At 68.5% G+C, this 13,324-nt stretch carries 12 protein-coding genes; 7 read left to right on the top strand and 5 right to left on the bottom strand.

Annotation, left to right across the window (positions count from 1 at the left end; translation table 11 throughout):
* Positions 1-50: 50 nt before the first annotated feature.
* From AC5P74_RS00850 to AC5P74_RS00840, 3 genes are all read right to left on the bottom strand, one after another.
* The gene (locus AC5P74_RS00850) at positions 51-1,220 is read right to left on the bottom strand and encodes an L-dopachrome tautomerase-related protein (protein WP_171957679.1); all 1,170 of its coding nucleotides are present in this window, start codon (positions 1,218-1,220) and stop codon (positions 51-53) included.
* 145 nt (positions 1,221-1,365) lie between these two features.
* Positions 1,366-2,691: a chloride channel protein gene (locus AC5P74_RS00845; RefSeq protein WP_346607421.1), complete on the bottom strand. Its 1,326-nt coding sequence runs from the start codon at positions 2,689-2,691 to the stop codon at positions 1,366-1,368.
* Between the two features lie 368 nt (positions 2,692-3,059).
* On the bottom strand, positions 3,060-3,368 hold the full coding sequence (locus AC5P74_RS00840; protein WP_346607422.1) for a hypothetical protein: 309 nt from the start codon (positions 3,366-3,368) through the stop codon (positions 3,060-3,062).
* 159 nt (positions 3,369-3,527) lie between these two features.
* On the opposite strand from AC5P74_RS00840, the gene bioB reads away from it, so the two are divergent.
* From bioB to bioC, 5 genes are all read left to right on the top strand, one after another.
* The gene (gene bioB / locus AC5P74_RS00835; RefSeq protein ID WP_495204751.1) at positions 3,528-4,571 is read left to right on the top strand and encodes a biotin synthase BioB; all 1,044 of its coding nucleotides are present in this window, start codon (positions 3,528-3,530) and stop codon (positions 4,569-4,571) included.
* 67 nt (positions 4,572-4,638) lie between these two features.
* Positions 4,639-5,862 (top strand): 8-amino-7-oxononanoate synthase, encoded by a 1,224-nt coding sequence (gene bioF, locus AC5P74_RS00830; protein WP_346607423.1) that lies wholly within the window; start codon positions 4,639-4,641, stop codon positions 5,860-5,862.
* Positions 5,863-5,880: 18 nt separating this feature from the next.
* Complete coding sequence (bioH, locus tag AC5P74_RS00825; RefSeq protein ID WP_053496815.1) at positions 5,881-6,660, top strand: pimeloyl-ACP methyl ester esterase BioH; 780 nt, start codon at positions 5,881-5,883, stop codon at positions 6,658-6,660.
* Positions 6,661-6,689: 29 nt separating this feature from the next.
* Positions 6,690-7,469, top strand: coding sequence for an SDR family oxidoreductase (locus AC5P74_RS00820; protein ID WP_005420130.1), 780 nt, complete (start codon positions 6,690-6,692; stop codon positions 7,467-7,469).
* Between the two features lie 12 nt (positions 7,470-7,481).
* A complete protein-coding gene (gene bioC / locus AC5P74_RS00815; RefSeq protein ID WP_005420131.1) occupies positions 7,482-8,366 on the top strand; it encodes a malonyl-ACP O-methyltransferase BioC in 885 nt (294 codons plus the stop codon).
* Positions 8,367-8,476: 110 nt separating this feature from the next.
* On the opposite strand, the gene AC5P74_RS00810 is transcribed toward bioC, so the two are convergent.
* On the bottom strand, positions 8,477-9,121 hold the full coding sequence (locus tag AC5P74_RS00810; RefSeq protein WP_194442065.1) for a YdcF family protein: 645 nt from the start codon (positions 9,119-9,121) through the stop codon (positions 8,477-8,479).
* Positions 9,106-10,068, bottom strand: a complete 963-nt coding sequence (locus AC5P74_RS00805) for a pyridoxal-phosphate dependent enzyme (RefSeq protein ID WP_346607424.1) — start codon at positions 10,066-10,068, stop codon at positions 9,106-9,108. The genes AC5P74_RS00810 and AC5P74_RS00805 overlap by 16 nt, the downstream gene beginning before the upstream one ends.
* Positions 10,069-10,228: 160 nt before the next feature.
* Here AC5P74_RS00805 and AC5P74_RS00800 point away from each other — a divergent pair, with 160 nt between their 5' ends.
* Entirely contained in the window at positions 10,229-10,720 is a 492-nt protein-coding gene (locus tag AC5P74_RS00800) for a hypothetical protein (protein WP_346607425.1), read from the top strand.
* A 588-nt stretch (positions 10,721-11,308) separates the two neighbouring features.
* Entirely contained in the window at positions 11,309-13,198 is a 1,890-nt protein-coding gene (gene mnmG, locus AC5P74_RS00795) for a tRNA uridine-5-carboxymethylaminomethyl(34) synthesis enzyme MnmG (protein ID WP_346607426.1), read from the top strand.
* Positions 13,199-13,324 lie beyond the last annotated feature (126 nt).

Genomic DNA, 13,324 nt, shown 5'->3' with positions numbered 1-13,324 from the left:
AGACGCTCGCCCTTCAACCCGTAGGCATCCTTACCCGTTTACGGCTCACTTCATCTCGTGGGCGCCGGCGCGGCATCCACCCGCGTGCGGTACACCATGTACGGCGCCTGCCGCCGATCAACGCCGCCATTGAATCCGGCTTGGCGGTGCAGCTGGTTGGCGGTGAAGTACAGATAGCCGTCCGGCCCCATCGACAACGTATCCGGCCACAGGATGCGCGGGTCGTGAACCACGGTCGTCCATCGCCCCTGCGCGTCGCGGGCATGGATCGCGTTGTGCTCGTAGTCGCTGGCATACAACCGCCCGTTGGCGTCCATCTCCATGCCATCGGAGGCGCCCTTGTCGCCGTGGTCGACCACCGCGGCCGCCAGTTCCGCTTCACTCACCTTCGGATCGCGCAGCAGCGCGGTCGGCACGCTGTACAGATGACGGCTGGACAAGGGCGTGTAGAACAGCGTGGCGCCATCGGGCGACAGGGCGATGCCATCGGCGGCCACGGTGAACGGCTGCGTCGAACCATCCGCGTTGCGCAGCCGCATCTGCTGCCCTTCCACGATCGGCACGAAGGCGGGATCGGCCGAGGTTGATACGTGGCCGACCAGTCGCTTGGACGCGACGCCAGTAGCGAGGTCGATCACGATGATGCCGCCGATACCGCTCAGCGACGAGTCGGTCACGTAGGCCACGCCCTGGCGGCCGACCCGGAAGTCGAAGCGCACATCGTTGACGTAGGTGCGCGCGTCGATGACGTTGGCCGGGAACACCAGCGTCCTGGCCACGGTATTGGTAGCCAGATCGATCGCCACCAGCTTGGCGCCACCGGCCTGCGGTGCGGAGAATCCGGGCGCTGCAGTGTCCAACACCCACAGCCGGCCCTGGCCATCGGCCACCACGCTCTGCACGCTGATAAAGTGTGCAGCCGGGTCGGCTCCGTCCGCGCTGTTGATGCGCGCATCCGGATAGGGAACGGCGCGGCCGTCGCGCCATTCGGCCACGCTGTAGCTCACGTCATCGCCCCAGCGCGGGAAGTTGACGAAGATGCGCCCGGTTTCTGATACCGCCACGCTGGTGGGCATGGCACCTTCGAAACGCGCCACCGGTTCGAGGGTACCGATGCTGCGCTCGCTGGGCAGCATGGGCGCGCCGGACATCGCCAGCGCGGGGGAACTGGCCAGGGCCAGGACGGCAGCCGCCAGGCTGCGGATACGGCAGTTGATCATGGTGCTCTCGATGCGGGTCCGGGTGCAGCCCCGGTGTCGATGCATCTTCAGCGGCGCGCCGCGCATGGGGTAGACGGTGCAGCGCGGAATCAGCTTCACTGCTGGAGTGAAGATTCGAGATGATTGGTCCTGTTGATCAAGGTAATCAGTGAGGTCTATCAGCTGGCTCTGCTTTCGGCACCATCAACAGCTCCGCCAACCCACGGTAGATCGGCACGCGGCACACCAGCCCGGACACGCCGCGTGCGATCAGCACCGTGGCCAGGATCGGCAGCAGCAGATCACCACTGTCGGTCAGCTCCAGCGAGATCACCGCCGAGGTCAGCGGGGCCTGGGTGACGCCGGTCAGGTAGGCGCACATGCCCAGCAGCACGAACGCACGCGGGTCCACGCCCGGCATCAGTACGGCCAGGTTGTGGCCAAGGCCGGCACCGACCGCCAGCGCCGGCGAGAACAGGCCGCCGGGGATGCCCGCCACGTAGGACGCCAGATTCGCCAGCAGCTTCATCAGACCGAACTCGTGGCCCACCATCGCCTGCCCCTGCACCAGGCTGCGCGCCTGTTCGTAGCCGGTGCCGAATGCGCCTTCTCCGAACGCCAGGGCCAGCAGCACCACCACAAGCCCGCAGCCTGCGGCCAGCAACACGGGATGCCGCTGCCGTAGTTGCCCGAGCCAACGGGGGCGGCCCGCCGCACTGGCCAGCACCGCGCGCGCGAACAATCCGCCCAGCAATCCGGCCACTACGCCGCACAGCAGGATCGCCAGCCAGCCCTGGCCGAGCGGCAGGCGCGCGCTCACATGGCCGAAGTAGGTGTAGTTGCCCAACAGACCGAGCGATACCACGCCGCCGACGATCACTGCGGTCAACAGGGTGCCGGAGAAGCGATGTTCGAAACGGCCACTGAGCTCCTCGATGGCGAACACGATGCCGGCCAGCGGTGTATTGAATGCCGCGGCGATGCCCGCTGCACCACCCGCCAGCAGGAAGTGCGAGAGTTCGCGCGGATCCTTGAAGCCGAACCAGCGGCCGAACAGGTACATCAGGCTGGCACCCACATGCACGGTCGGGCCCTCGCGACCAACGGACGCGCCACCGAGCAGGGACAGCGAGGTCAGCAACAGCTTGCCCGCCGAGACCGCGGGCGACAAGTTGGTTTTCCGGAACGGCTCATCGGGCTTGTCCAACGCAGCGATGACCTGCGGAATGCCGCTGCCCCGCGTGGGTTTCAGCACGCCACTGGTCAGCCAGGCCAGCAACGCGAAGATGCCGGGCGTGAGCAGCAGGGCCCACCCCGGCGAGTGCGCGGTGATGCGCTGGAACAGATGGAAGGCCGCGTCGCTGGCCTTGGCAAACAGGATGGCCACCAGCGCTACGGCCACAGCCCCGCCCCAGAGCGCGGCACGGCGGCGCCAGGCCTCGCTTGGGACCAGCGCGGTGATGCGGCCGCGAAGGCGATGGAGATCGTTCATGCGAGGCAGTGTGGACGCAGCGGGAGCAGGTGGACAGCGGTCACTGTGGCCGAAGGCCTTGCAGGATGCGGTGAAATGCCCCGATACGGGTCGTCCCGACTGCCTGCCCCGTGCGTACATCGCTGGACGCGCAGGCGCTCCCGCCACCGGCGCTTTTTCACCCCGCGCTTCCAGTACACCGCGCGCAACCCGTTCGCGCACACGCTGGGCGTAGAAGACATCGGCAATGCCGGGGTGGCGCTGCGGGTCCAGCGACATCGCGTTCCCCACGATGCAGGCGATGTTCGGAACTGTCCATCGCAGTGGAAACGCAGTTGCGCATCGATCCGGGCGATGCCTCCATCGGTCAGCGCGGCGGTGCTTTGCCGCTACTGGTCGGTGAGAGGGACATCGCTGTCAGGACCTTCCTCCGTATCACGCAGGCAACCGTTTATCGCCAACAAGCGAACCAAGACATAGTGACCGAATGCTTCAAGTTCCTCCTTCGGCAGCATCGCCGGATCGAGCTCCCCCGCCGCGTAGTCCTTGAAGGTCACGAAGGTGTGATTCTTCCACTGCCCCGGCGCTTCGGCCTGGCGCAGATCATCCATCACCACGCGCAGGCCGCCGTCAGGCAGTTCGGCCAGGCTGCACAGCACCGCATGGCGGCGGATCGGGTAGGGCTGGTAGCTGTCCATGGCACGTGCTCGCGAGTCCGTATGCGGCAATGAACTTACACCGTAGCGCGCATTTCTGGCAGTCGATTTATGTAAACAGAATTAATTACCAGTTAGTTGACAGCCTTCACCAACCCACCCACACTGCCGCCCTCGCTCCACTCGTACCCAAGGTCCGCCATGGCTGCTGCCATCCGCCACGACTGGCAACACGACGAACTGCAGGCCCTGTTCGACCTGCCGTTGCCCGAGCTGCTGTTCCGCGCCGCGGCGGTCCACCGTGAGCACTTCGACCCGGCGCAGGTACAGGTCTCCACGCTGCTGTCGGTGAAGACCGGAGGCTGCCCGGAAGACTGCGCGTACTGCCCTCAGGCGCAGCGCTACAGCACCGGGGTGAACGCGCAGAAGCTGATGGACACCGATGCGGTGCTGGCCAAGGCCCGCCAGGCCAAGGCCGCCGGTGCGTCGCGTTTCTGCATGGGTGCCGCGTGGCGATCACCGAAGGACCGCGACATCCCGAAGGTAGCGGCGATGATCGCCGGGGTGAAGGCGCTGGGCCTGGAGACCTGCGCCACGCTGGGCATGCTCAGTGGCGAACAGGCACGCGCGCTGAAGGACGCCGGCCTGGACTACTACAACCACAACCTCGACACCGCACCGGACTACTACGATTCGATCATCCACACGCGCCAGTACCAGGACCGCCTGGACACGCTGGAGCACGTGCGCGAGGCCGGCCTGAAGACCTGCTGCGGCGGCATTGTCGGCATGGGCGAGACGCGCGCGCAGCGCGTTGGCCTGCTGCTGGCGCTGGCCACGCTGCCGGCGCATCCCGATTCGGTGCCGATCAACAGGCTGGTGCAGGTGGCGGGCACCCCGCTGCATGGCAGCGCGGAGCTGGACCCGTTCGAATTCGTGCGCATGATCGCGGTGGCACGCATCGCCATGCCGCGCTCGATGGTGCGGCTGTCGGCCGGGCGCGAAGCCATGAGTGACGAACTGCAGGCGCTGTGCTTCCTGGCCGGTGCCAATTCGATCTTCTACGGCGACAAGCTGCTGACCGCCGGCAACCCGGAGAGTGAGCGCGACCTGGCCCTGTTCGCCCGGCTGGGACTGCAACCGATGGCGGTGCAGGTGGATGCCGAGGGCCACGATCACGGCGGTACAGTGCACGCCGACATCAGCGCCGATGCGCCCGGCTGCGGCTGCGCTCACGCGGCCTGAGACGGGGTACAAGCAGGTGTCGCGGCAACGCGCTACCCTAGCCGCCCCGTCGCCGCATTCAGCCGCCATGGCCCGCCCCGACCTGACCGCCCGCCTCCATGCCCAGCGCGCCCTGCGCGATGCCCAAGGCCGTCGCCGCACGCGGCGCACGGTCAACCGTCGTGATGGCGTCCGCCTGGAAGTGGACGGCCAGTGGCTGACCGGCTTCTGCAGCAATGATTATCTGGGCCTGGCCCAGCAGTTCAGCGTGGTCAACGCGCTGCAGGATGCCGCCGCACGCGAAGGCACCGGCGCCGGTGCATCGCATCTGGTCTGCGGCCACCACGCCCTGCATGACGCGCTGGAGCGCGAAGTGGCGGAGTGGCTGGGCTACCCGCGCGCGCTGCTGTTCGGTAGTGGCTTCGCCGCCAACCTGGCCGTGCAGCAGGCACTGCTGAGCGAAGAGCGTGATGTCTGCGTGCAGGACAAGCTCAACCACGCCAGCCTCTTGGATGCGACGCGGCTGGCCGGTGCGCGCCTGCGCCGTTATCCGCACCTTGATGCCGAAGGCGCGATGCGCCAGCTCAAGCACGCGCCCGACGGCGCGGCGATGCTGGCCACCGATGGTGTCTTCAGCATGGATGGCGACATCGCACCGCTGCGTGCATTGTCGCTTGTGGCACGCCTGCAGCAGGCGCTGTTCTATGTGGACGATGCGCACGGCGTAGGTGTGGTCGGTGACGGCCGTGGTGCCGTGGCCGCCGCCGGGCTGGGCGTGGACGATGTGCCGCTGCAGCTGGTCACGCTGGGCAAGGCACTGGGCGGTTCCGGCGCGCTGGTGCTGGGCCGCGACGATCTGGTCGAGCACCTGGCTGAAACCGCACGCCCCTACATCTACACCACGGCGATGCCGCCACCGCTGGCCGCCGCTGCACTGGAAGCGGTGCGCCTGGCACGCCGTGACAACTGGCGCCGCTCGAAACTGACCGACCTGATCGCGCTGTTCCGCAGCGAGGCACGCCGCCATGGCCTGGACCTGATGGCTTCGGAAACGCCGATCCAGCCGCTGCTGTGTGGTGACGATCACCGCGCCGTGGCGATGTCCAAGGCACTGGAGCAGGCTGGTTGGCTGGTCGGCGCGATCCGTCCGCCCACGGTGCCCGAAGGCAAGGCGCGCCTGCGTGTGACCCTGTCCGCCCTGCACACGCCGGAACAGGTGCGTGGCCTGGTGGACGCGATCGCCAGCGCGCGCGATCGCGTGGATCTGGCGGTGCGTGACGCCGCGCCACCGCCATTGCCTGTCTTTGCCTGAGCCTGCTGTCGTTTTCCCATGCATATCGACGTCACCGGCCAGGGGCCGGACCTGGTACTGATCCATGGCTGGGCCCTGCAGGGCGGTGTGTTCGCACCCTTGGTGCAGCGCCTGGCCGACCGGTTCACCCTGCATCTGGTTGATCTGCCGGGCCATGGCCACAGCCGCGAAGACACCACGCCGTTGCGCCTGCCGTTCGTGGTCAACGCCATTGCCGCGGCCACGCCGCCGGCGGTGTGGTGCGGCTGGTCACTGGGCGGCCTGTTCGCACTGCACGCCGCCGCAACGCTTCCGAAAGTGCGCGGGCTGGCGATGATCGCGGCCACGCCGCGCTTCGTGCGCGGCGACGACTGGCCGCATGCGGTGGAGCCGGCGGTGTTCGAGCAGTTCGGGCGCGAGCTGGCGACCGATTTCGGTGGCACCCTGGAACGCTTCCTGGCGCTGGATGTGATGGGCTCGGCGCACGCCCGCGAGGAGCTGCGCACGCTGCGCCAACGCCTGGTTGAGCGCGGCGCGCCCACCGAACGGGCCCTGCTGGAAGGCCTGCGCCTGCTGGAAAGCACCGACCTGCGCGGCGCATTGCCAACACTGGGCAAACCCAGCCTGTGGATCGCCGGCCAGCGCGACCGGCTGGTGTCTCCGGCGGCGATGCAGGCCGCTGCGGCATTGGCCCCGGGTGCGCAGGCGCTGACCATCGCCCATGGCGGCCACGCACCCTTCCTCGGCCATGCCGACGAGGTGGCCAGCGCCCTGCAACACTTCGTTGCCGGCCTGTCACCGGCCGATGGCGGACAATGAGCGCCTTCCTCATTCCACGGGATTGACGCATGGATCTGGGTATCAACGGCCGCTGGGCACTGGTCTGCGGCGCAAGCAAGGGCTTGGGCCTGGGCTGCGCGCGTGCGCTGGTGCGCGAGGGCGTCAACGTGGTGATCGTGGCCCGTGGCGAGGCTGCACTGCAGGTCGCTGCCGAAGAGCTGCGTGCACTGCCCGGTGCCGCTGAGGTGCGCGCGGTCGCCGCCGACGTCACCACCGACGCCGGTCGTGCCGCGGCGCTGGCCGCGTGCCCGCAGGTGGACATCCTGGTCACCAATGCCGGTGGCCCGCCGCCAGGCGACTTCCGCACTTTCGAGCGCGACGACTGGATCGCCGCGCTCGACGCCAACATGCTGGCGCCGATCGCGCTGATCCGCGCCACCGTGGACGCGATGATTGCGCGTGGCTTCGGTCGCATCGTCAACATCACCTCGTCGGCGGTGAAAGCGCCGATCGACATCCTGGCACTGTCCAACGGTGCACGCAGCGGCCTGACCGGTTTCGTCGCCGGCCTGTCGCGCCGCACCGTCGCGCACAACGTCACGATCAACAACCTGCTGCCCGGCCAGTTCGACACCGACCGGCTGCGCGCCAACTTCGCCCACACTGCGGGCAAGGACGGCGATGCCGGCGAAGTGGCCGAACGCCGCCGCCAGCAGATTCCCGCCGGCCGCTTCGGCACGGCGGACGAGTTCGGCGCCGCCTGCGCCTTCCTGTGCAGCGCACACACCGGTTACCTCACCGGGCAGAACCTGCTGATCGACGGCGGCGCCTACCCCGGTACGTTCTAAGAGACTTTCGCAATGCCGTCCCACTTCGATGCCCGCCATGTCCGCCGCGCATTCGCGCGTGCCGCCACCAGTTACGACGCTGCCGCCGCCCTGCAGCGCGAGGTGCAGTCGCGGCTGATCGAATCGTTGGACTACCTGGAGGCACGCAAGCCCGAGGTGGTGCTGGACATCGGCGCGGGTACCGGCCACGCCAGCGCGTTGATGAAGAAGCGTTGGCCGAAGGCGCAGGTGATCGCGCTGGATGTGGCACTGCCGATGCTGGACCAGGCCAAGCGCCAGGCCGGCTGGTGGAAGCCGTTCCAGCGCCTGTGCGGCGACGCCGCCGCGCTGCCGCTGGCCGACAACAGCGTGGACGTGATCTTCAGCAACCTGTGCCTGCAGTGGGTGGACGATCTGCCGGCGGTGTTCGCAGGCTTCCGTCGCGTGCTCAAGCCCGGTGGCCTGCTGCTGTGTTCCACCTTCGGCCCGGAAACCCTGATCGAACTCAACGAGGCCTTCGCGGCCGCCGATGACCGCCCGCACGTGAGCCGCTTCGCGCAGATCGCCCAGTTCGGCGATGCGCTGATGATGGCCGGCTTCCGCGACCCGGTGCTGGACCGCGATCTGTTCACCCTGACCTACGACGACCTGCCCTCGTTGATGCGCGAGCTGCGCGCGATGGGCGCGACCAATGCGCGGGTGGATCGCCGCCACACGCTGACCGGGCGTGGCCGTTTCGCTGCGGCGGCAGCGGCGTATGAACCGATGCGGCGCGCCGACGGCAAGCTGCCCAGCAGCTGGGAAGTGATCTATGCCCATGCCTGGGCACCGGACCCGGGCGCACCGATCCGCGAAGGCGGGCATGACGTGGCCTCAGTGCCGGTTTCGGCGATTCCGATCCGGCGCAAGCAGACCTGATCGAGAGCCGCCGGGCATGGCCCGGCGCTACCGGGCGCGCGATAGGGGCCGCGCCGGACGCGCGATATGGGTAGCGCCGGGCCATGCCCGGCGGGCACAGAGGCAACCGCTCAGGTATTGGCCGGCGAACTCAGCGGCGGCCGCACCAGGTCGCGGTGGAAGAAATAGATTTCCTGCACCAGGAAGCGCCAGCTGGTGTGGAAGCTGCGGAAGCGCGTGCTGGGCGTGGACGAGGCCAGTGCATCGATGCCCAGCGCCTTGCTCAGGCGCAGCGCGCGCGCCATGTGCAGCGGATCGCTGACGATGATCACCCGGTGCAGGTTGCGCTGGTCCATCAGCCGCTTGGCTTCCACCAGGTTCTGCACGGTGTTGCGCGAGGCAGTCTCGATCAGGATCGCATCGTCCGGCACGCCGTGCTTGAGCGCATAGCGCCGCGCCACCTGTGACTCGGAAAAGCGCGCGCCGGTACCACCATAGCCGCCGGTGAAGATCAGCAGTGGCGCGAACTGGGCCTCATAGAGATCCAGCCCGTGACGGATGCGTTCTTCGAATACCGGCGACGGCTTGGCGTCATAGGCCGCCGCACCGAGCACGATGATGGCATCGGCCTTGGCCGCCTGGTCACGCTCGCCGACCCAGACGATCCAGGCAGTCACGCCCAGCAGCCAGATCACCAGCAGGACAAACAACCGCCACAGCCAGCCCAGCAGGCCAGTGCGATGCCGGTGCCGGTCGCGGCTCACGGCGCCCCCCAGCGCAGTGCCGGCAGGTCGACGTTGCCGCCGGACAGCACCAGGCCCACGCGCAGGCCGGCAAAACGCTGCGGCTGCGCCAGCACCGCGGCGAGCACGGTCGCCGATGACGGCTCGATCACCTGCTTGAGGACCTCCCACAGCAAGCGCATCGCCGCCATCGTCGCCGCGTCATCGACCACGATCACCTCGGCGCTGGCCGCGCGCAGCAACGCGAAGTTGGACGCGCCGATCAGGGTGCGCAGGCCATCGCAGATCGTGTCCGGGGTGAATGCCGCCTGGCGCTCGCCAGCGGCCAACGAGCGCGCGGTGTCGTCAGCGCCGGCCGGCTCGGCCAGCACCAGCCGGGTCTGCGGGCTGGCGAGCTGCAGGGCCCGCGCGGTGCCGCTGGCCAGGCCACCGCCGCCCACCGGCACCACCAGCACGTCGAACGGGCCGTCGCTGTGCAGCAGCTCCAGTGCCGCGGTGCCCTGCCCGGCCATCACCGCCGGGTCCGCATAGGGATGGACCAAGGTCGCGCCGGTATCAGCCTGCACTTTGGCGCAGGTGGCCTCGCGGTCGGCGATGGTTGGTGGGCAGCGCCAGAGCGTGGCGCCATGGCGGGCGATGTTGGCCAGCTTGGCCGCCACTGCACCTTCGGGCACCACCACGTGGCAGGGAATGCCACGGGTGCGCGCGGCCAGAGCCAGGGCGGCGCCGTGGTTGCCGGAGGAATGGGTGACCACGCCGGCGCTGGCGCGATCGGCATCCAGCGACCACACCGCATTGCAGGCGCCGCGGAACTTGAATGCGCCGCCGCGCTGCAGATGCTCGGCCTTGAACGCCAGCTGCGCGCCGGCCAGCGCATCGAGCGTGCGCGAACGCAGCACCGGGGTCACGCTGGCGTGCGGCGCGATCCGCGCAGCGGCAGCCAGGACATCATCGGCACGGGGCAACAGTGAATCGCTCATGACGCAAGATTAACGTATGGCTCCCTGCTGGCGACCCCGGCACAGGTCATGCCAGCATGGCAGCCTTCACCTCCATTCATCCTGGACAGTGAAGTTAAGGGCCGATTCAACGCCTGCGCACGAAGCTCACTGTACAACCCGTCCTCTGGGGGGACCCACCATGAAAACGCGCCTGATGCTTGCCGGTGGCCTGATGCTGGCCCTGGCCGGCTGCACCACCTACGACTATGTCGGCGGTGGCCGCAGCGGCAGCTACTACCACGGTGCGCCGTCGGTGGAGTACCGCTACCCCGCCGGCTATCCCTACAACTACGGCTACCCGTACTACGGCGGCTATGGCGGCTACTACGGCGGCTATGGCAATCCGTATTACTCGCGCCCGATCTACCGCCCGCCGCACAACCACCGCCCGCCACCGCGCCCACCCGGCAACGGCGGCGAGAACCGCCCGCCACCGCCGTCGCGGCCGTCGTACAACGGCGGTTCGCCGTGGCGGAACATGGACTCGATGCGCCGGCCGCCGCAATCGAACATCCAGCCCTCTGCGCCTCCGCCGCCGGCCCGTACGGCTCCGGCGCCGAGTGCGCCAAGAATGAACGGTTCCCCCTGGCGCAACATGGATCGTGGGACGCAGCGCACAGTTGAGCGCTGAACCGTCTTGCATTTCACACGGTCCAAGCCGCACTCTACGGGGCCAGTGACGGCCCGCGTCACAAAGTGACAAAAACGACACGGGCCGCCGCAAAAAGCTCTACGTCGATATCCGACAGGAACATCTGGATCCCCCCTGTTCCGGCCCTGTCGGATGTCGGCACCTCTGAAGGCAGACGGCCCCGCAGTGCGGGGCCGTTTGTTTTGCGGGCACGTTGTTCTGGTGCCGCCGCCACGGCATCCACGCATGGCGTGGATCTACCCAAGGCCCGTCATCAGTAGATCCACGCCATGCGTGGATGGAGCTCTCCCGATAGCCTCCAGAAAAAAACAGGGCCGGGCAGTCCCCCGACTGCCGGCCCCCTGCTCCCCCACCGTGCGCCTGTACCGGCCCCTGTTCCAATTCCGGTCACGGGCGCCTGCGGCGCCAGCCACGGTGGGTGCTATTGGGTTATCTGCAAAAATCCTGCCAACTTTAGGGCTGATTTCGACGGGAGCCGGCTGGCGCCGACGTCCCGACCCCGAATGGCGCTAAAATCGCCACCCCGGCGCCGCCCCGGCCGCGCCCGCCCCCAGCTGAACAGCCCCCATGAACCCGTCCTTCCATCGTTACGACGTCATCGTCATCGGCGGTGGCCACGCCGGCACCGAAGCCGCGCTGGCCGCGGCCCGTACCGGCGTGCGCACCCTGCTGCTGACCCACAACATCGAAACAGTGGGCGCGATGAGCTGCAACCCGGCCATCGGCGGCATCGGCAAGGGCCATCTGGTCAAGGAAATCGACGCCCTGGGCGGTGCGATGGCGCATGCCGCCGACCGCGCCGGCATCCAGTGGCGCACGCTCAACGCCTCCAAGGGCCCGGCCGTGCGCGCGACCCGCTGCCAGGCCGACCGCAACCTGTATCGCATGGCGATCCGCGCCATCGTCGAAGGCCAGGCCAACCTGACCGTGTTCCAGGCCGCCGTCGATGACCTGGTCATTGAAGGCGACGCCGTGCGCGGGGTCATGACCCAGACCGGCCTGCGCTTCGACGCCGGGGCCGTGGTGCTGACCGCCGGCACCTTCCTGGCCGGCAAGATCCATGTCGGCCCGACCCAGTACGCCGCCGGCCGCATGGGCGACCCGCCGGCCACCACGCTGGCGACGCGCCTGCGCGAGCGTCCTTTCCAGGTGGACCGCCTGAAGACCGGCACGCCGCCGCGCATCGATGGCCGCTCACTGGACTACAGCGTGATGGACGAGCAGCCGGGCGATTCGCCGCGGCCGGTGATGTCCTTCCTCGGCTCGGTGGACGAGCATCCGCAGCAGGTCAGCTGCTGGATCACCCACACCACCGAGCAGACCCACCAGATCATCCGCGACGCGCTGCACCGCTCGCCGCTGTACAGCGGCCAGATCGAAGGCATCGGCCCGCGCTACTGCCCGTCCATCGAGGACAAGGTGGTGCGCTTCGCCGAGAAGGCCAGCCACCAGATCTTCGTCGAACCGGAAGGCCTGGGCATCGTCGAGATCTACCCCAACGGCATTTCCACCTCGCTGCCCTTCGACGTGCAGCTGGAGATGGTGCGCAGCATCCGTGGCTTCGAGAACGCGCACATCACCCGCCCCGGCTACGCCATCGAGTACGACTTCTTCGATCCGCGCGGGCTGAAGGCGTCGCTGGAAACCAAGCTGGTCAACGGTCTGTTCTTCGCTGGCCAGATCAACGGCACCACCGGCTATGAGGAGGCCGCCGCGCAGGGCCTGCTGGCCGGCCTCAACGCCGCGCGACAGGTGCGTGGGCTGGACGGTTGGTGCCCACGCCGCGACGAGGCGTACCTGGGCGTGCTGGTGGATGACCTGATCACCCACGGCACCAACGAGCCGTACCGCATGTTCACCAGCCGCGCCGAGTACCGGCTGCAGCTGCGCGAGGACAATGCGGACCAGCGCCTGACCCCGACCGGCCGCGAGATGGGCCTGGTGGATGATCGTCGCTGGGGTGCGTTCGAGACCAAGCAGGCCGCTGTTGCTGCCGAGCGCGCACGCCTGGGCGCGCTGTGGGCAACCCCGGCCAATGCGCTGGGCCGCGAAGTGCAGGACACGCTGGGCGTGGCGGTCAGCCGCGAGACCAACGTGCTGGACCTGATCAAGCGCCCCGAACTGGATTACGCGCAGCTGATGCAGGTGCCGTCGCTGGGCCCGGCCGTGGCCGACGCCAAAGTGGCCGAGCAGGTGGAGATCGGCGTGAAGTACGCCGGCTACCTGGACCGCCAGCGCGAGGAGATCGAGCGCCAGCAGCGGCATGAGGCCACGCCGATCGCCGAGGCGTTCGACTATGCGACCGTGCGCGGGCTGTCGGCCGAAGCACTGCAGAAACTGGAGCGGGTGCGCCCGCAGACCATCGGCCAGGCGCAGCGTATTCCGGGCATGACCCCGGCAGCGATCTCACTGCTGCTGGTGCACCTGGAGCGCGCGCGCCGCGGCCGCGTGGCGTAAGCGGTCGCACCTGCGTCTGGTGGGTGCCGACCTTGGTCGGCACATGAATCTGCCTTGGTGGGTGCCGACCTTGGTCGGCACGAATCATCAGACCGCGACATTCCATGCCTTCGTGCGACCAAGGTC

It is taken from the genome of Stenotrophomonas sp. YJH_SMC_94-11 (assembly GCF_059370435.1).
The sequence above is the reverse complement of the archived record's forward strand: the minus strand, read 5'-3'. Positions and strand labels throughout refer to the sequence as shown.